Source organism: Paraburkholderia sp. CNPSo 3076 (assembly GCF_026343935.1).
Classification (GTDB): domain Bacteria; phylum Pseudomonadota; class Gammaproteobacteria; order Burkholderiales; family Burkholderiaceae; genus Paraburkholderia; species Paraburkholderia nodosa.
In genome coordinates this window covers 83,587-100,707 of the sequence record NZ_JAPMAL010000019.1, presented here as the reverse complement: position 1 = coordinate 100,707, position 17,121 = coordinate 83,587, and the positions used below count along the sequence as shown (strand labels likewise).

The following is a 17,121-nucleotide window of genomic DNA, read 5'->3' as shown; positions in this document are numbered from 1 at the left end:
CATGGCATTGCTCGATACCCTCGAACAGGGCTTGCGCGACATCGACGCGCGCGGCTTGCGCCGCCGCCGCCGCACCGCCGACACGCCTTGCAGCGCCCATATGCAGGTGGACGGCCGCGCGACCATCGGTTTCGCCAGCAACGACTATCTCGGTCTTGCCGCGCACCCGCAACTAGTCGCGGCCATCGCCGAGGGCGCGCAGCGTTACGGCGCGGGCAGCGGCGGCTCGCATCTGCTCGGTGGCCACTCGCGCGCGCACGCCGAACTCGAAGACGATCTCGCGGCATTCGCGGGCACTTTCGTCGATGCGCCGCGCGCGCTGTACTTCAGCACCGGCTACATGGCGAACCTGGCCGTGCTGACGGCGCTCGCGGGGCGCGGCACGACGATCTTTTCCGATTCGCTCAACCACGCCTCGCTGATCGATGGCGCGCGGCTTTCGCGCGCCGACATCCAGATCTATCCGCATGCCGACATGGCGGCGCTCGCCGCGATGCTCGAAGCCTCCGACGCAAGCGCAAAACTGATCGTGAGCGACACGGTGTTCAGCATGGACGGCGATGTCGCGCCGCTCGCGCGTCTCGTCGAACTCGCGCAACAGCATGGCGCGTGGCTCGTGGTCGACGACGCGCACGGCTTCGGCGTCCTTGGCCCGCAGGGCCGCGGCGCGCTTGCGCAAGCCGCGCTGCGCTCGGAGCATCTCGTGATGGTCGGCACACTCGGGAAGGCGGCGGGTGTGTCGGGCGCGTTCATTTGCGCGCATGGCACCGTGATCGAATGGCTCGTGCAGCGTGCGCGTCCGTACATCTTCACCACGGCTTCGTCGCCGGCGGTAGCGCATGCCGTGTCCGCGAGCCTGCGTTTGATCGAAGGCGAGGAGGGCGATGCGCGCCGCGCACATCTCAAGCATCTGATCGCGCGCACGCGTGCGCTGCTCAATGAGACCTGCTGGCAGTCCGTCGATTCGCATACCGCCGTGCAGCCGCTCGTCATCGGCGCGAACGAGGCGACGCTCGCGCTGCAGGCCGCGCTGGAGCGCGACGGCCTGTGGGTGCCCGCCATTCGTCCGCCCACCGTGCCCGAGGGCACGTCGCGCCTGCGCATTTCGCTCTCCGCTGCGCATTCGGATGCCGACCTCGACCGGCTGAACGCCTCGCTGCAGCGCGCGAGCCTCGAAGCGCAGGAGTTGGCGCAATGACGGTTTCGCTTTTCGTCACCGGCACCGACACCGAGATCGGCAAGACTTTCGTGAGCGCGGCGCTCCTGCGCGGCTTCGCCCACGCGGGGCTGCGCGCCACGGCGCTCAAGCCGATCGCCGCGGGCGCTTACGAGCGCGACGGCGTCTGGCACAACGAGGACGCCGATCAGCTCGACGCGGCCGCGAGTGTGCTGTTGCCGCCCGAGATCCGCACGCCGTTTCTGCTCAAGGAGCCCGCCGCGCCGCACATTGCTGCCGCGCTCGAAGGCGTGACGCTCGACATGGCGCGCATCGTCGATTGCTACGAGGCTGCGTGCGAGCGCGCGGATGCCATCGTCGTGGAAGGCGTGGGCGGTTTTCGCGTGCCCCTCACGGCGACCGAAGACACCGCCGATCTCGCCGTCGCGCTCGGTCTGCCTGTCGTGCTCGTGGTGGGCATGCGCCTCGGCTGCATCAGCCACGCGCTGCTCACGGCCGAAGCGATTGCCGCGCGCGGATTGAAGCTCGCGGGCTGGGTTGCCAACCGTATCGACCCAGCCATGACGTTCCCCGAAGAAAACATCGCCGCGCTGCGCGAGCGCCTCGCCGCCCGGTACGGTGCGCTGCTCGTCGGCGTCGTGCCGCACATGCGCGGTGCGAGCGCCGACGACGCAGCCGGACATCTGAACATCGACGCGTTGCTCGCGCGCCTGCGCGCCGACGCTTAATGCACACTCAAGCACAGCTAGCACAGTCACGTAAAGAAGGACCACGACACCATGACGCAAACCCACATCGACATCACAACGCTTAAGGCCACCGCGCCGAGCGCCCAGGCTGCAGCCGAAGCCGCCGCGCGCTGGAAAGTCGCCGACGTCGCCGCGCTCTACGAGCTGCCGTTCAACGACCTGATGTTCCGCGCGCAGCAGGTGCATCGCGAGCATTTCGACGCGAACGCCGTGCAGCTTTCCACGCTCCTCTCGATCAAGACCGGCGGCTGCGAGGAAGACTGCGCGTACTGCCCGCAATCGGCGCATCACGACACGGAACTGGAAGCCGGCAAGCTGATGGAAGTCGACGCCGTGCTGGACGCGGCGCGCGCGGCCAAGGCCAACGGCGCGACGCGCTTTTGCATGGGCGCGGCGTGGCGCAGTCCGAAGGATCGCCACCTCGAGCCGATCAAGGACATGATCCGCGGCGTCAAGGCGATGGGTCTGGAAACCTGCGTGACGCTCGGCATGCTCGAAGATCATCAGGCGAAGGCGCTGGCCGACGCGGGCCTCGACTACTACAACCATAACCTCGATACGTCGCCGGAGTTCTACGGCAAGATCATTTCGACGCGCACCTACGAGGATCGCCTCGAGACGCTCGAACGCGTGCGCGACGCGGGCATCAACGTGTGCTGCGGCGGCATCGTCGGCATGGGCGAGTCGCGCCGCGAGCGCGCGGGCCTGATCGCCCAGCTCGCGAACATGGAGCCGTATCCGGAGTCGGTGCCCATCAACAATCTCGTGCAGGTCACGGGCACGCCGCTCGAAGGCACCGAACCGATCGACCCGTTCGAATTCGTGCGTACGATCGCGGTGGCGCGCATCACGATGCCCAAGGCGATGGTGCGTCTCTCGGCGGGCCGCGAGCAGATGGACGACGCGCTCCAGGCACTGTGCTTCATGGCGGGCGCGAACTCGATTTTCTACGGCGACCAGCTGCTCACCACGAGCAACCCGCAGGCGGAGGCCGACCGCAGGCTGCTGCAGCGTCTGGGCATCACGGCGCAGGCCGCGCAGCATCTGCCCGCCGACGACCACGCGCATCACGCACATCACGGTCCTTCGCACGGCGGCTGCGGCCACTGCGAGTGACGTTTCGCACGTCGCCAGAAGCAAAAACGCCAGGCGGCGAAGCCTGGCGTTTTTTATTGCGCAGTGGAAATACGGCGCGTTACGCGTAAGCCGCGCGCCGGCGCCCGGCCAGCACGAGATAGCACAGCGCGCCGATCACGAGCGAAGGCAGCGTCGCGCCGAGGTTCGGCAGCCACTGGTTGAGCGCCTGATATGCGCCGAAACCGACCAACCACGCGACGAACGCGCTCACGTGCCAGCCGCCCGAATAGCCGTAGACGCCGTTCAGATCGGCGAGCGCCTGCGTGTCGATATGGCGGCGGCGCACGATGAAGTGATCGGCGAGCACCACGCCAAAGAGCGGCGCGAACACCGAGCCGATGAAGAGCAGGAAGTTCTCGTACTTCGCCATCGGCACGACGAGGCCGATCAGCGTGCACAGGGCGCCGAACGCCGCCGAGAGCCAGGGCACGCTGGCGCGCGTCCAGAACGTGCCGGTCGAGACCGCGGCCGAGTGGATATCGGCGAAGGCGTTGTCGATTTCGTCGATCAGCACGAGCAGCAGCGCGAAGCCGCCGCCGGCCTGCGCGAGTGCCGTGGTGAGGAGCGCGTCGCCGCCGCCCGCAGCGAGGCCGTAGATGGCGCCGAGCGCATAGAACCACAGGTTCGCGATGCCGTAGCCGAACAGCGTGCCGCGGAAGGTTTCCCCCGCCTTGCGGCCGAACCGCGTGTAGTCGGCGATGAGCGGCAGCCACGAGAGCGGCATCGCCACCACGAGGTCGATGGCGCTGCCAAACGGCATTTCGCCCGTGCCGGGGCGGCGCATCAGCGCGCCCAGGTCCTGCTTCACGAGCAGGCTCCACGTGAGCCAGGCCGCGCCGGCGAGCAGCAGCCAGATGCCCCAGGTGCGCAGGAAGCGCCGCACGAACGAGAGCGGGCCGCTCACGGCCAGCAGCGTGGCGAGCACGCCGAAGATCACGGTCCAGACGAGCGGCATCGACAGGCCGAAGGCTTGCCTGGCGAGCGCATCGGCGGAATCGCGCATCACGATGATCTCGAACGAGCCCCAGCCCACGAGCTGCACCATGTTGATGACGGCCGGCACCGACACGCCGCGAATGCCGAGCGTCGGGCGCAGCGACGACATGGCGGCGAGGCCCGTGTCCGTGCCGATCACGCCCGCGAGCGCGAGCAGCACGACGCCGATCACGCTGCCGATGGCGATGGCCATGAGCGCGTGGGGCAGCGAGAGGCCCGGCACGAGCAGCGCGCCCGCCTGCGCAACGAGCAGGCCGATGCCGAGCGAAAACCACAGCGCGAAGGCGTCGCCGGTGCGGAACTGACGGCGCGCGTCGGGCACGGGCATGTTCGGTGCGTAGGTGGAGCCGGCCTCGCCGGCGTGCGAATCTTGAGTCATGTGGAACGCTTTCCTCTGTATCGTCTGTTTTGTCTGTTTTGTCCGGGCGCGTCAGCTCGAGCGGCTCTGCCCGCGCTTCGCGCCGCGGCGCACGCTGTCATAATGCACGACTGCATCCGGTGCGGCGGGCCGTTTTGTGGTGTCGGGCGCTATGTCCCCGAATCTGCCACGAACGCGCGGCCAGCCGGAAAGCCGTCATTATCGCGAAAACGTCATGTTTGAAGAAACCCGTGCCAACGTCCCGCTCGCCGAACGGCTGCGCCCGCGCTCCATCGACGAGGTCATCGGCCAGAAGCATCTGCTGGGGCCCAACAAGCCGCTGCGCGTCGCGTTCGAATCCGGCGAAGCGCATTCGATGATCCTGTGGGGGCCGCCGGGCGTGGGCAAGACCACGCTCGCGCGTCTCATGGCCGATGCCTTTCACGCCGAATTCATCGCGCTCTCGGCGGTGCTCTCAGGTGTGAAGGACATCCGCGAGGCCGTGGAGCAGGCGCAGCTGCATCGCGCGCATGGCCACCAGACGCTCGTGTTCGTCGACGAGGTCCATCGCTTCAACAAGAGCCAGCAAGACGCCTTCTTGCCGCATGTGGAGTCGGGCCTCTTTGTGTTCGTCGGCGCGACGACGGAAAACCCGTCGTTCGAGGTCAACAGCGCATTGCTTTCTCGCGCCGCCGTGTATGTGCTCAAGAGCCTCGACGAGGAAGAGCAGGGCGAACTGCCAGCGCGCTGCACAAGTCGGTGCGCGGCAGCAACCCGGACGGCGCGCTCTACTGGTTCTGCCGCATGCTCGACGGCGGCGCGGACCCGCGTTATCTCGCGCGGCGCATCGTGCGCATGGCATGGGAGGACATCGGCCTCGCCGATCCGCGCGCCGGGCGCATCACGCTCGACGCCGCCGAGACCTACGAGCGCCTCGGTTCGCCAGAAGGCGAACTCGCGCTCGCGCAGGCCGTGATCTATCTGGCCGTCGCGCCGAAGTCGAACGCAGGCTATAACGCCTATAACGAGGCGCGGCGCTTCGTGAGCAAGGACCAGTCGCGCGCGGTGCCGATCCATCTGCGCAACGCGCCGACCAAGCTGATGAAGGAGCTGGGCTACGGCCACGAATACCGCTACGCGCACGACGAACCCGACGCCTACGCGGCCGGCGAGACCTATCTGCCCGACGGCATGCGCGAGCCTCGCTGGTATCAGCCCACGCCGCGCGGGCTCGAAGGCAAGATCGGCGAAAAGCTCGCGCGCCTGGCCGACCTCGACGCGCAATGGCGCGATGAGCACCGCGATGAACTCCGCGAGAGGAAGCGCAAGGGCTGAATCGCCCTGAACAACGGCGATGCCCGCCGCGCCGGGATGCCCTGGCCGGTGCGCTAAAATCGTCCCTTCACACAACGAAACTGCGTCTCACAATCCCATGCTCGACATCCAGCTGCTGCGCAAAGACCTCGACGGCGTCGCGAAGCGCCTCGCCGACCGCGGCTACACCCTCGACGTCGCGGCCTTCTCCGCGCTCGAAGCGGAACGCCGCGCCATCCAGACCCGCACCGAGGAGCTCCAGGCACGCCGCAACAGCCTGTCGAAGCAGATCGGCGCGATGAAAGGCCGCGGCGAGGACACCTCGGCGGTCATGGCCGAAGTGGGCGGCATCGGCGACGAGATGAAGACGTCGGCCGCCAAGCTCGACGAGATCCAGTCGAAGCTCTCGGACCTGCTGCTCGGCGTGCCGAACCTGCCGCACGAGAGCGTGCCCGCGGGCAAGGACGAGGCCGACAACGTGGAAGTGCGCCGCTGGGGCACGCCGCGCGCGTTCAACTTCGAGGTGAAGGATCACGTGGACGTCGGTACGCCCCTGGGTCTGGACTTCGAGACGGGCGCGAAGCTCTCGGGCGCACGCTTCACGATGCTGCGCGGCCAGATCGCGCGCCTGCACCGCGCGCTCGCGCAGTTCATGATCGACACGCACACGCTCCACCACGGCTACACGGAAACGTACACGCCCTACATCGTCAACCCGGAAATCCTGTACGGCACGGGCCAACTGCCCAAGTTCGCCGATGACATGTTCCGCGTGGAGAAGGGCGGCGGCGAGAACACGGTCACGCAGTACCTCATTTCGACCTCGGAAATCTCGCTCACGAACACGGTGCGCGAGAGCATCGTGGAAGGCAGCGCGCTGCCGATCAAGCTCACGGCGCACTCGCCGTGCTTCCGCTCGGAAGCCGGTTCGTACGGCCGCGACACGCGCGGCATGATCCGTCAGCACCAGTTCGACAAGGTCGAAATGGTGCAGATCGTTGCGCCCGAAACGTCGTACGACGCGCTCGAGCAGATGGTCGTCCACGCGGAAACCATCCTGCAGAAGCTCGGCCTGCCGTATCGCGTTATCACGCTGTGCACGGGCGACATGGGCTTCTCGGCCACCAAGACCTATGACCTCGAAGTGTGGCTGCCCGCGCAGAACACGTATCGCGAGATTTCGAGCTGCTCGAATACGGAAGCGTTCCAGGCGCGCCGCATGCAGGCGCGCTACCGCAACGCGCAGGGCAAGCCGGAACTCGTGCACACACTCAATGGCTCGGGCCTCGCCGTGGGCCGCACGCTGGTTGCCGTGCTGGAGAACTATCAGGAAGCCGACGGCTCGGTCAAGGTGCCGGAAGTGCTGCGGCCGTATATGGGCGGCGTGGCGCGTCTCGAAGCAGGCGCCTGAGGCACTGCCTCGCGTGCAGAACGTGTGAATTCCTTGCCCTCGAAACTTTTTCCAATGAGGGCTTGCAAAATTCAAAACATGTTCTATAATCTTCGCTTCTCCGGTTGCCGACCAATGCCGGGGAGGCAGTAAAACAGCAGTGCCCCGGAGAGGTGGCAGAGTGGTCGAATGTACCTGACTCGAAATCAGGCGTACGGTTTCCCCGTACCGTGGGTTCGAATCCCACCCTCTCCGCCAAATTCAGAAAACCCCTGCATTGCTTAACCGCTGCAGGGGTTTTTGCTTTTCTGTTCGAGTTTCGGCGTGTACTTTCACTTGCGCTTGCAGATAGGTGCCCGAGATCGACGATGCGCCGTGATGCACGATCTTTTCGTCGACGAGCGCCCACACCGACTTGCCCGCCGCGCGCACGCGCCGTGTGCGCCGCGATCGCCTCCAGCGCGTCGCGCCGCACGAGGAAGATGCCCGTGCCGACATGACTTACTTCGGCCCAGCCGTCGGACACGACACTGCTGCCCGCTTCATCCGCGAGGATCGCCGTGTTGTAGTCCACGGTCTTTTCCTGCCATTCGCGCAGCGTGGGCCCCACGTCGGCGCTCGTGATCTGCTTTTCCCGGGCGAAAAAGCGGTACGGGCAGGCAATGCCGGCCACGGGCTTGTCGCCGGCAATCAGGCGCAGAACCGCATCGCGCGAGAAGTCCATGTCCGTATCGAGAAAGAGGAGATGGCTGAACTCGCGATGGCTCAAAAAATAATTCGCAAAGAAATTGCGCGCGCGGATGATGTGCGACGAGGCCGTGTGGATGTACTCGTAGCGGATGCCGCGTTCCTTGAGCGCCTCCATGAGGCGCGCGAGGGCCATGGCGAAGTCGAAATGCACGGAGTTGTCGTATGTGGGCAGCGCGATCAGGATGTGGGGCGCCGCGTTCGGCGTGGAGGAGGTGGGGGCGGGATTACTTGGGGTCATGATCGGACTGCCTGGTCGCGATGTAAGATATTTCTCATTCTTGACGGCGGCTTGTGCTCGAACACTCGGAGATCTCTGTAAATTCCGCGTCGGCGTCATCGGGATGACACGCGTTGCTGCGGGTTGCTGCGCTAGCGACGCCGCAGCGCCGGTACAATCGCTCCTTTGAATTTGCGGCGCAGGGTTCTCTACCACCGCCGCGCCCACCTCGGTCCATCGATGCCTATCACCTACAAGTCTGCCGACGATCTCGCCCGCCTGCGCATTTCGGGCCGGCTCGCCGCTGACGTGCTCGCGATGATCGGCGAGCACGTGAAGCCGGGCGTCTCCACCGACGACCTCGACGCGATCTGCAACGACTACATCGTCAACACGCTCAAGGCCGTGCCGGCCAATGTCGGCTACCTCGGCTTTCCGAAGACGATCTGCACGTCCGTCAATTCCGTGGTCTGCCACGGCATTCCGAATCGCGGCGAGGTGCTCAAGGACGGCGACATCATCAACATCGACGTGGCCGTGATCAAGGACGGCTATTTCGGGGACACGAGCCGCATGTACTGCGTCGGCACGCCGAGCACGGTGGGCCGCCAGCTGATCGACACGACCTACGAGGCGATGCTCGCGGGCATCCGCCAGGTGAAGCCGGGGGCGACGCTCGGCGACGTCGGCAACGCCATTCAGAAGCGCGCCCAGGCGGACGGCTTCTCGATCGTGCGCGAGTATTGCGGCCACGGCATCGGCAAGGTCTACCACGAGGAACCGCAGGTGCTGCACTACGGCCAGCCGGGGCAGGGCGTGCGCCTGAAGCCGGGCATGGTCTTCACGATCGAGCCGATGGTCAACGCGGGCCGCGCCGGCACGTCGGTGCAGCGCGACGGCTGGACGGTCGTCACGAAGGACCGCTCGCTTTCGGCGCAGTGGGAACACATGGTCGCTGTCACCGACGACGGCTATGAACTCCTCACGCCCTGGCCGGACGGCACAGGCGCCTACGAGGCCCCGTGAGCGTGGCTGTGCGGCCTCTGGGGCCGACTGTCAAGGCTCGCGCGCAGGGCGTCGCGTGCCGGCAATTGTCAAATAAGGATTTGACTCTCAAGCCAGTTCGGTTAAAGCTACGCGTTAGCGCTTTATTGGGGTTTACGACTGCATGAGTCCGTCACTGACCGTTCGCCGTATCGCCGCCGATCAGGGTGCCGTGCTCCGCGAGCTTCGAACAGCTTCGCTGCGCGACGCGCCTTATGCATTCGGCGACACGCTCGAAGACGCGCTATCCGCCGATGCCGCCGTTTTCGACGCCGCGGCGGCCCGGCATGCGGTTTCGCACACGGGCACGTCGTTCATTCTCTATACCGAGGGCCATCCGGCCGGTCTGATCGGCGCGAGCTTCGAAAGCGCGCCGGCGCGCCGCGCGTTCGTCTCGGCGCTGTGGGTCGCGCCTGCGGTGCGTCATCTAAGCGGCGGCGAATTGCTGCTGAACAGCGCCATCGACTGGCTCGTGAGCGAAGGCGCCACGCAGGTCTACGCGTGGATCACCGACACGAACACCACGGCCATGCGCTTCTACGAGCGCCTCGGCTTCGTCGCCACCGGCGACCATGCGCGCAGCCAGCAGCAGCCCGAGCAGTGGGAAACGCTGCTCATGCGTGCGCTCGGCGAGCACACGAAGTCCGCTTCCTCGCCGTAACGCTGGCGTTCGCGCCGCTGCGCGCGGTGGCGCCCGCGTTTCGCTTCCCTGCGTACGACACACCGAACCAGAATCGTTTCTGCACGGACGGCTCGGCACGTTTGCGCTTCGCGCGCTTTTTTTGCGCCATTTTTGTTGATGCGTATCTGGCAGCGAATTTGGCCGAATATCCCATTAAAAATAATGGCCGTGTGCGCCCGCGCCTGTAAAATATGCAAAATTTTTAGCCGAACGCCATGTCGCCCAGGAAATCGCCATATTTTGAACTGAAGAGCGGTTCAGTCGATACGCTTCTGTTCGTGGTCAAGACGACCGAGCTCGATGCCATGCGCGCCGAGCTCACGCGGCGCTTCGAGGCGACGCCCGAATTCTTCGCAAACGACACCGTCGCGATCGACGTGCGGCGTCTCGCCGACGGCGAGCAGGTTGCGCTCGGCGACATTGTGCGTCTGCTCGAAAGCGTGCGCATGCGCCCGGTGGGCGTGGTTGCGCAACCTGAACAGCACGGCTGGGCCGCTGCGGCAGGCCTGCCGTTCCTCGAGGCACGCGACCGCCGCGGCGCGGGCGGGAAGCCGGCCGCCGAAGAAGGCGCAAGCGACGGCGAGGCAGCGAATGCTTCGGCCACCGCATCTGCCGCCGCTCCGGCCGCGCCGCAAGCCACCGCTGCGCAGCCCGAACTCTTTACCGCCGACACGGACCCGGCCGCCGCCGAAGCGAGCGCGGCGGCAACGGTGAACGCAGCGGCGGCGCTCGACGCTGGCGCATCCGGCGCACGTGGTGCGGAACCTACGCTCGTGATCGACCGGCCGTTGCGCTCGGGCCAGCGCATCTACGCGAAGGGCGACGTGGTCGTGCTCGGCCTCGTGTCCAACGGAGCGGAAGTGATCGCCGAGGGCAACATCCACATTTACGCGCCGTTGCGCGGCCGCGCGCTCGCGGGCGTGCACGGCAACCATGACGCACGCATTTTCTGCACGAGCCTCGAGGCGGAACTGATTTCGATTGCGGGCATCTACCGTACCACTGAAGTTCCACTCGCCGACGACGTGCGGGGCAAGCCGGCTCAAATCCGGCTCGAGGAAGAAAAGCTGTTGATCGAACCGTTGAGGCTCACCTGAGTCGCAGCTCGAGCGTCGTGCGCAGGCGAGCAGGAGCATGAGCGGCACGCGATGAGACCAAACTGAGAAACTGACGAACGCAAGGTAAGGGAATGGCAAAAATCATTGTGGTGACTTCGGGCAAAGGTGGTGTCGGTAAAACGACCACGAGCGCGAGTTTCGCATCGGGCCTCGCGTTGCGCGGCCACAAGACCGCGGTCATCGACTTCGACGTGGGCCTGCGCAATCTCGACCTCATCATGGGTTGCGAGCGCCGCGTCGTGTACGACCTGATCAACGTGATCCAGGGCGAGGCGAACCTCAATCAGGCGCTCATCAAGGACAAGAAGTGCGAAAACCTCTTCATCCTGCCGGCCTCGCAAACGCGCGATAAAGACGCGCTCACGAAAGAGGGCGTGGAGAAGGTGATCGAGGACCTGCGCAAGATGGACTTCGAGTACATCGTGTGCGATTCGCCCGCGGGCATCGAGTCGGGCGCGCTGCTCGCGATGCACTTCGCCGACGAAGCGCTCATCGTGACGAACCCGGAAGTGTCTTCCGTGCGCGACTCGGACCGTATCCTCGGCATGCTGTCGTCGAAGACCAGGCGTGCGATCGAAGGCAAGGACCCGATCAAGGAGCACCTGCTCATCACCCGCTACAACCCGAAGCGCGTGAGCGAAGGCGAGATGCTCTCGCTGAACGACATTCAGGAGATCCTGCGCATTGAACTGATCGGCGTGATTCCCGAATCGGAAGCGGTGCTGCACGCGTCGAACCAGGGTCTGCCGGCAGTGCATCTGGACGGCACCGACGTCGCCGAGTCATACAAGGACGTCGTGTCGCGCTTTCTCGGCGAGGACAAGTCGCTTCGCTTCACCGATTACCAGAAGCCAGGCCTCTTGCAGCGCCTCTTCGGTAGCAAGTAAGGGAGGCGAACGTCATGTCGTTTCTTTCGTTTTTTCTCGGCGAGAAGAAGAAGTCCGCCTCGGTAGCGAAGGAACGCCTGCAGCTCATCATTGCTCACGAGCGCGCAGGCGGCCATCCGCCCGCCGACTATCTGCCGGCCCTGCAACGCGAACTGGTCGCGGTGATCTCGAAGTACGTGAAGATCTCCGATGAAGACATTCGCGTGAGTCTCGAGCGTCAGGACGATCTCGAAGTGCTCGAGGTCAAGATCGAGATTCCGCAGGCTTGAGTTTCAACGCGCGCAGCCGCTGCGCTGCGCGCGTCGTTCGTCGTATCGCCGCGCTTTTCCCTCCGCGCCTTTCTTCTCGCGCTGCGCTTTGGCGCGGCCGCCCGCCTTACCGAAATATTCCGTTTCACTTCACCCTGCGCCGTTACACCGCCGCTGTCAGCGCAACGCCGTGCGCGCGCATTGATCGGGTAACGCCAATCAAGGCGTCAAACAATCAAGGGTGGTCAACATGAACAACTCCATTCGCGTTTTCATCGCCAAGGCCGCGATCGTCGCCGCTGGCACCTGCGCTGTCGCGGCTCCCGCATTTGCCGAAATCGTCGTGGTCGAGCCGAGCGCACCGCCGCCTGCCGAACGCGTGGAAGTCGTGCCGGCGCCGCGCGTGGGCTACGCGTGGGACAAGGGCCACTGGCGCTGGGACCACGGCCAGTACGTGTGGGTGAGGGGCCACTGGCAGGCTGAGCGCGTGGGCTATCACTGGGTGCCGGGACACTGGATCGCGCATGGGCCGAACTGGCGCTGGGTCGAAGGCCATTGGGCCGCCTGATCTTTCAAGCCTGAGGGGAGCCCTCTCATGAGTAAAAAACTGCTCGCGGCGGCCGTGCTCGCGATTACGCTGGCGGGCTGCATCGTCGTGCCGGCGCGGCCCATGTACGTGAGACCCGCACCGGTCGTCGTCTACTAGCCGTTGACCGTTTATTTCGATCCCTCGACGGATCGTCCATTCCGGGCCTGGCGCGCATTGGCGTGTCGGGCCCGGCGCGTTTTACAGCGTCCATTGTCGATGCCACACGAGGGATCCAATGAGAAAGGGACAGATTTCGCTCCTATTCGATCGCCTGTTCGCAGGTTGCCGCAAGCTTCGTCCGTTAAAATCTCCGGAAATCCCTTGAAGACTGGAATATCGGGCCCTGCGGTCCGCAGCACAATGAAACGAGTTTTGATTGTCAAAGTGACTTCGCTCGGCGACATCGTCGAGGCGCTTCCGGTCGTGGCCGACGTGCAGCGCGCCTTCCCCGGCGTTAAGGTCGATTGGGCCGCGGACGAGGCCTTTGCCGATATCGTGCGCTGGAACGCGGGCGTCGACCGCGTGCTCTGCGCGCCGCTTCGCCGCTTCAAGAAGGCACGCCGCTGGAGCGACTTCAAGGCGATCTGGGCGTCGATTTCGGAACTGCGCGCCTACCGCTATGACGCCATCGTCGACATTCACGGCGTGTACAAGAGCGCGATCATCGCGTTTCTCGCGCGCGGGCGGCGCCGCTTCGGCTATCTCTCGCAGGACCTCGGCGAGCGCGGCGCGGCCTTCGCATACAACGGCCGCTTCGGGCCGCGTCCGAAGTGCGATGCGTGGCACGGCATGCGCATCAGCGCGGGAGAGGCGCTCGGCTACACGGTCGATACGCCGCCCGAATTTCAGATGCGCGTTCCGCGCGACGGCACCGCGCTGCCCGCGCCTGACGCACCCACGGCGCTGCTCTTTCACGCGACTTCGAAAGACGAGAAGAAGTGGCCGGTCGCGCATTGGGGGGAGCTTGGCAATGCGTTGATCGCGCGTGGCCTGCGCATCGAACTGCCTTGGGGTTCCGATAGCGAGCACGCCGCGGCGCGCGAGATCGCGGCGCTGATCCCGGGCGCGACGGTGCTGCCGCGCCTCACGGTTTCCCAGCTCGCACAGCGCATCGAGGATTGCGCGCTCGTGGTCGGCACCGACACGGGCTTCGTGCATCTCTCGCACGCGCTCATCAAGCCGACCGTGATGGTCTTCGTTTCGACCGACGCCGAGCACAGCGGCGTGCGTGCGCCCAATCGCTCGATCTCGATCGGCGACGGCCATCACGTGCCGCCCGTGCAGGTGGCGATCGATGCTGTCGATCGCATCTACCCGGCGCGCGACGGCGGCGCGTCTATGCCGTCATCGCGCGTTCACGCCGCTTGAGTTTTCGCGGGTCGGCACGCGCGTTGCAGCGTGCTTTCCCCGCCGTTTCCCATTACGAGCTTGTTAAAAGTGTCGCGCTTGTATTGGAGGGGCGCGCCTGACAGCGCATGCAAAAGGCTTTGGGCGCCCATGCTGTTACACGGGCCACACCGCTGCTTACAAATTGCAACGCCTCACGCCTTCGCCGTCGTGTTCAATCGTAACCGTCCAGCCCGACATCGCATGGCCGGACACAGACACTGACTTGAAGGGAGAACACTGTGAAACGATTGACGCTTACCCTCATCGCCGGCGCCTTGCTCGCGGCTTCGCTGGGCGGCTGCGTCGTGGTGCCGGCCGGCGGCTACTACGGCGGCGGCTACCATCACGGGTATTACTATCGCTGATCGCTGCCGAACGGTGCCGCCCAGGCGGTACCTGCGGCACGGCGGCCTTCAGGCAAGCAGCATTTCAATCGCGACGACCGCGGCAATTGCCGCGGCGTTCGCCGCCAGCGCTTCGAGCAGGACCGCACGCCAGCTCGCGGTGCGCAGGCGAAACGCCAGCAGGAGCGAGATGCCCAGGGCGAGGGCGATGATCAGAACAATGTCGGCGTTGCTCAGATGCAGGTTCATCGTCGGCTCCCCCGGGAGATCGCTCCCCGCTTGTTGATGCGAGTATAGACACGCATCGTGCGTACCCAAAGCGATTAAAAAAGGCATAAAAAAAGCGGAGACCGCCTGGCGGCCTCCGCTTTTTTATTGATGCGGCGATGCGTTACGAGAGCGACGTATGGCGCGTCTCGCGCATGCACAGGACACCGAACAGGCTCACGCAGGCGGCGATCGACACATACGCGCCGACCCACGAGAGACCGCCGCGCGCGGCCAGCACCTGCGCGATATACGGTGCAACCGATGCGCCAAGAATGCCGCCCAGGTTGTAAGCGACGCCCGCGCCCGTGTAGCGCACGCTGGTCGGGAACAGCTCGGGCAACAGCGCGCCCATCGGCGCGAACGTGGCGCCCATCAGGAACAGCTGGATCACGAGGAAGAGCAGCACGAGCGGCGTCGCACCGCTACCGAGCAGCGGCTCCATCGTGAAGCCCGAGAGAATCGCCAGAATGCAGCCGACGATCAGCACGGGCTTGCGGCCGAAGCGGTCGGACAGCCAGGCCGAGATCGGCGTGGCGATGCCCATGAACACCACCGCGATGCACAGCATGCCGAGGAAGGTCGGGCGCGGAATGTGCAGCGCCGTCACGCCGTGCGAGAGCGAGAACACCGTGGCGTTATAGAAGAGCGTGTAGCACACGACCATGGCGAGCGCGCCGAGCAGCGTCGGCCACCAGTACTGGGAGAGCAGCGTCGCGACCGGCACCTTGACGCGCTCCTCGCGCTCGATGGCGGCCTTGAAGGCGGGCGTTTCGGCGATCTTCATGCGCACGTACAGACCGAGCGCGACGAGCACCGCCGAGACGATGAACGGCACGCGCCAGCCCCAGTCGCGGAACTGCTGGTCGGAGAGCGTCGAGGCGAGGCCGAAGAAGAGGCCATTCGAGGCGAGGAAGCCCACCGACGGCCCGAGCTGCGGGAACATGCCGAACCAGCCGCGCTTGCCTTGCGGCGCGTATTCCGTCGCGAGGAGCGCGGCGCCGCCCCATTCGCCGCCCAGACCGATGCCCTGGCCGAAGCGCAGGATGCACAGCAGGATCGGCGCGAGGCTGCCAATCGCGTCATAGCCGGGCAGGAAGCCGATCAGCGTGGTGGAGAGGCCCATGACGAGCAGCGACGCCACCAGCGTCGATTTACGGCCGATGCGGTCACCGAAGTGGCCGAAGATGAACGAGCCGATCGGCCGCGCGACGAACGCGATGCCGAAGGTGACGAACGCCGAGAGCGCCTGCGCCGTGGCCGAACCGTGCGGGAAGAACACGGGGCCAATCACGAGCGCGGCGGCCGTTGCGTACACATAGAAGTCGTAGAACTCGATTGCGGTACCGATAAAGCTCGCAAAGATCACGCGCGCGGTGCTTTGCTGCTTCGCTGCGTTTGCCTGATCGGCGCGCGCGGGCGAAATGGGTGAGGTGGACATCCAGGGTCTCCAGTCGTTGTGACGCGCTCGCGCCTGAGTCTTGCGAGGCTTGCGCGGGCGTCTTTGTTCAGGCTCGAAGCGTGGCGGGGCGCGTGGTCGGCGCTCGACGCTCCGGCAGCGTCAGGCGGCGACGCTTCGCCAGTATGCATCGCACGGCGCGAGCCGTGCACGTTGATTCCTGACCGGCCATAGCACGCGCCGATAGGCACGAAGGAGCGGGAGCGCGGTCGAAGCCTCGCGCGGCCGCGCGGATGGCGCGTGGCAAGAGGCATGGCCGGCGGGCGCCGGCTGGGGATAGCGAAAAATTATAACGACCGTGCGCGCCGCGCAGCAAGGCGGGCGTAAGCAGGCCCGCGCGAGTCAGGCATCGGCGCGAAGCGCGTTGGTCACTGGTAGTTCTGCGCCTGCGGCGACGCGAGCGTGCGCAGCTGGAACTTGCCGTTGTCGTTGAAGAGCCAGTCCTCGAACATGTCGAGCTGGCCAGCGGAATTGAGCAGGCCGCCGGGCGGCGGCGGCAGCGGCGCGGCGCGGCGCAATGTTGCGAGGGCGGTGGCTTCGGCTTCGTCGTCGCCGTTGGTCCGGTAAACCGATGATTTCACGATCTGGCCATTGCGATTGACCGTGAACGACACGACCACGAGCGAGCGCAGCATGGCCTGCGGCGCGCCGTGCAGAACGTAGGACGGGTTGTGCTCGACGATGTGTTTCGCGACCGTGGTGCGGTAGTCGTCGAGGGTGGCGCTGTTGATCGCCGCGGGGGGAATGACGAGGAGCGGCCTGGGCGGCGGCGTGATCGTGCAGGCGCCGAGGCAGCCGAGCATCGCGAGCAGCAAAACCAGACCTAGGCGCCGTGCGAGGGAGGCGCGAGGTGCGGATGAACCGCAAGACAACTGGACGCGGATGAGCATGTCGGACAAGCTCGGAAGCGGAACCTGAATCGAGCTTAGACGATACGCAGCGGGAAGCAATCAGAACTGTCCCGCGTAGTTCACGGGACGTGCGAAACGGCGAGGGTGCTAGAGGC

Annotated in this window: 18 protein-coding genes, 1 tRNA gene and 1 pseudogene; 15 read left to right on the top strand and 5 right to left on the bottom strand. The window is 65.7% G+C overall.

The features are described 5' to 3' along the window. The first annotated feature begins 1 nt into the window (after position 1). Genes bioF through bioB form a run of 3 tightly spaced genes read left to right on the top strand, consistent with a single transcriptional unit; the run spans position 2 to position 3,042 of the window. A complete protein-coding gene (bioF, locus tag M3A49_RS22560) occupies positions 2 to 1,198 on the top strand; it encodes an 8-amino-7-oxononanoate synthase (RefSeq protein WP_266231112.1) in 1,197 nt (398 codons plus the stop codon). After that, entirely contained in the window at positions 1,195 to 1,905 is a 711-nt protein-coding gene (bioD, locus tag M3A49_RS22555) for a dethiobiotin synthase (RefSeq protein ID WP_266231111.1), read from the top strand. Before bioF ends, bioD begins: the two co-directional genes overlap by 4 nt. Positions 1,906 to 1,956: 51 nt before the next feature. Then, entirely contained in the window at positions 1,957 to 3,042 is a 1,086-nt protein-coding gene (gene bioB, locus M3A49_RS22550) for a biotin synthase BioB (RefSeq protein WP_266231110.1), read from the top strand. 79 nt (positions 3,043 to 3,121) lie between these two features. Here the strand turns inward: bioB and cytX are convergent, their stop codons facing one another. Beyond that, complete coding sequence (gene cytX / locus M3A49_RS22545; RefSeq protein ID WP_266231109.1) at positions 3,122 to 4,438, bottom strand: putative hydroxymethylpyrimidine transporter CytX; 1,317 nt, start codon at positions 4,436 to 4,438, stop codon at positions 3,122 to 3,124. Between the two features lie 214 nt (positions 4,439 to 4,652). Here cytX and M3A49_RS22540 point away from each other — a divergent pair. From M3A49_RS22540 to M3A49_RS22530, 3 genes and pseudogenes are all read left to right on the top strand, one after another. Next, positions 4,653 to 5,752 (top strand): annotated as a pseudogene (locus tag M3A49_RS22540) (replication-associated recombination protein A). A gap of 97 nt (positions 5,753 to 5,849) precedes the next feature. Further along, positions 5,850 to 7,142 (top strand): serine--tRNA ligase, encoded by a 1,293-nt coding sequence (gene serS / locus M3A49_RS22535; RefSeq protein ID WP_266231108.1) that lies wholly within the window; start codon positions 5,850 to 5,852, stop codon positions 7,140 to 7,142. 146 nt (positions 7,143 to 7,288) lie between these two features. Beyond that, positions 7,289 to 7,379 (top strand) — tRNA-Ser (locus M3A49_RS22530). 3 nt (positions 7,380 to 7,382) lie between these two features. Here the strand turns inward: M3A49_RS22530 and M3A49_RS22525 are convergent. After that, positions 7,383 to 7,553, bottom strand: coding sequence for a hypothetical protein (locus tag M3A49_RS22525; RefSeq protein WP_266231107.1), 171 nt, complete (start codon positions 7,551 to 7,553; stop codon positions 7,383 to 7,385). Positions 7,554 to 7,617: 64 nt separating this feature from the next. On the opposite strand from M3A49_RS22525, the gene M3A49_RS22520 reads away from it, so the two are divergent. The 9 genes from M3A49_RS22520 (at position 7,618) to M3A49_RS22480 (ending at position 14,410) form a co-directional block, all read left to right on the top strand. Further along, positions 7,618 to 8,190: a hypothetical protein gene (locus M3A49_RS22520; protein ID WP_266231106.1), complete on the top strand. Its 573-nt coding sequence runs from the start codon at positions 7,618 to 7,620 to the stop codon at positions 8,188 to 8,190. A 138-nt stretch (positions 8,191 to 8,328) separates the two neighbouring features. Beyond that, on the top strand, positions 8,329 to 9,114 hold the full coding sequence (gene map, locus M3A49_RS22515; protein ID WP_266231105.1) for a type I methionyl aminopeptidase: 786 nt from the start codon (positions 8,329 to 8,331) through the stop codon (positions 9,112 to 9,114). Between the two features lie 142 nt (positions 9,115 to 9,256). After that, positions 9,257 to 9,793, top strand: a complete 537-nt coding sequence (locus tag M3A49_RS22510) for a GNAT family N-acetyltransferase (RefSeq protein ID WP_254333773.1) — start codon at positions 9,257 to 9,259, stop codon at positions 9,791 to 9,793. A 236-nt stretch (positions 9,794 to 10,029) separates the two neighbouring features. Beyond that, positions 10,030 to 10,911: a septum site-determining protein MinC gene (gene minC, locus M3A49_RS22505; protein WP_266231104.1), complete on the top strand. Its 882-nt coding sequence runs from the start codon at positions 10,030 to 10,032 to the stop codon at positions 10,909 to 10,911. 92 nt (positions 10,912 to 11,003) lie between these two features. After that, on the top strand, positions 11,004 to 11,819 hold the full coding sequence (minD, locus tag M3A49_RS22500) for a septum site-determining protein MinD (protein WP_266231103.1): 816 nt from the start codon (positions 11,004 to 11,006) through the stop codon (positions 11,817 to 11,819). Positions 11,820 to 11,833: 14 nt separating this feature from the next. Continuing rightward, a complete protein-coding gene (minE, locus tag M3A49_RS22495; RefSeq protein WP_027795398.1) occupies positions 11,834 to 12,088 on the top strand; it encodes a cell division topological specificity factor MinE in 255 nt (84 codons plus the stop codon). Between the two features lie 229 nt (positions 12,089 to 12,317). Then, positions 12,318 to 12,635, top strand: a complete 318-nt coding sequence (locus tag M3A49_RS22490; RefSeq protein WP_028205179.1) for a YXWGXW repeat-containing protein — start codon at positions 12,318 to 12,320, stop codon at positions 12,633 to 12,635. Positions 12,636 to 13,016: 381 nt separating this feature from the next. Further along, positions 13,017 to 14,024: a lipopolysaccharide heptosyltransferase I gene (waaC, locus tag M3A49_RS22485; RefSeq protein WP_266231102.1), complete on the top strand. Its 1,008-nt coding sequence runs from the start codon at positions 13,017 to 13,019 to the stop codon at positions 14,022 to 14,024. 260 nt (positions 14,025 to 14,284) lie between these two features. Further along, a complete protein-coding gene (locus tag M3A49_RS22480; RefSeq protein ID WP_256094537.1) occupies positions 14,285 to 14,410 on the top strand; it encodes a hypothetical protein in 126 nt (41 codons plus the stop codon). 48 nt (positions 14,411 to 14,458) lie between these two features. Here the strand turns inward: M3A49_RS22480 and M3A49_RS22475 are convergent, their stop codons facing one another. The 3 genes from M3A49_RS22475 to M3A49_RS22465 all read right to left on the bottom strand — a co-directional run bounded on the left by M3A49_RS22475 (position 14,459) and on the right by M3A49_RS22465 (position 16,918). Beyond that, the gene (locus M3A49_RS22475) at positions 14,459 to 14,638 is read right to left on the bottom strand and encodes a hypothetical protein (RefSeq protein WP_133185845.1); all 180 of its coding nucleotides are present in this window, start codon (positions 14,636 to 14,638) and stop codon (positions 14,459 to 14,461) included. 142 nt (positions 14,639 to 14,780) lie between these two features. Beyond that, complete coding sequence (locus tag M3A49_RS22470) at positions 14,781 to 16,097, bottom strand: MFS transporter (RefSeq protein WP_028205176.1); 1,317 nt, start codon at positions 16,095 to 16,097, stop codon at positions 14,781 to 14,783. A gap of 386 nt (positions 16,098 to 16,483) precedes the next feature. Continuing rightward, complete coding sequence (locus M3A49_RS22465; protein ID WP_245623706.1) at positions 16,484 to 16,918, bottom strand: TonB family protein; 435 nt, start codon at positions 16,916 to 16,918, stop codon at positions 16,484 to 16,486. Positions 16,919 to 17,121: the final 203 nt, after the last annotated feature.

Excerpts from the sequence above, each read along its gene's own strand:
- bioF (WP_266231112.1), top strand. The coding sequence starts at position 2 with ATGGCATTGCTCGATACCCTCGAACAGGGCTTGCGCGACATCGACGCG.
- bioD (WP_266231111.1), top strand. The coding sequence starts at position 1,195 with ATGACGGTTTCGCTTTTCGTCACCGGCACCGACACCGAGATCGGCAAG.
- bioB (WP_266231110.1), top strand. The coding sequence starts at position 1,957 with ATGACGCAAACCCACATCGACATCACAACGCTTAAGGCCACCGCGCCG.
- cytX (WP_266231109.1), bottom strand. The coding sequence starts at position 4,438 with ATGACTCAAGATTCGCACGCCGGCGAGGCCGGCTCCACCTACGCACCG.
- serS (WP_266231108.1), top strand. The coding sequence starts at position 5,850 with ATGCTCGACATCCAGCTGCTGCGCAAAGACCTCGACGGCGTCGCGAAG.
- M3A49_RS22520 (WP_266231106.1), top strand. The coding sequence starts at position 7,618 with ATGACTTACTTCGGCCCAGCCGTCGGACACGACACTGCTGCCCGCTTC.
- map (WP_266231105.1), top strand. The coding sequence starts at position 8,329 with ATGCCTATCACCTACAAGTCTGCCGACGATCTCGCCCGCCTGCGCATT.
- M3A49_RS22510 (WP_254333773.1), top strand. The coding sequence starts at position 9,257 with ATGAGTCCGTCACTGACCGTTCGCCGTATCGCCGCCGATCAGGGTGCC.
- minC (WP_266231104.1), top strand. The coding sequence starts at position 10,030 with ATGTCGCCCAGGAAATCGCCATATTTTGAACTGAAGAGCGGTTCAGTC.
- minD (WP_266231103.1), top strand. The coding sequence starts at position 11,004 with ATGGCAAAAATCATTGTGGTGACTTCGGGCAAAGGTGGTGTCGGTAAA.
- minE (WP_027795398.1), top strand. The coding sequence starts at position 11,834 with ATGTCGTTTCTTTCGTTTTTTCTCGGCGAGAAGAAGAAGTCCGCCTCG.
- M3A49_RS22490 (WP_028205179.1), top strand. The coding sequence starts at position 12,318 with ATGAACAACTCCATTCGCGTTTTCATCGCCAAGGCCGCGATCGTCGCC.
- waaC (WP_266231102.1), top strand. The coding sequence starts at position 13,017 with ATGAAACGAGTTTTGATTGTCAAAGTGACTTCGCTCGGCGACATCGTC.
- M3A49_RS22475 (WP_133185845.1), bottom strand. The coding sequence starts at position 14,638 with ATGAACCTGCATCTGAGCAACGCCGACATTGTTCTGATCATCGCCCTC.
- M3A49_RS22470 (WP_028205176.1), bottom strand. The coding sequence starts at position 16,097 with ATGTCCACCTCACCCATTTCGCCCGCGCGCGCCGATCAGGCAAACGCA.
- M3A49_RS22465 (WP_245623706.1), bottom strand. The coding sequence starts at position 16,918 with ATGCTCGGCTGCCTCGGCGCCTGCACGATCACGCCGCCGCCCAGGCCG.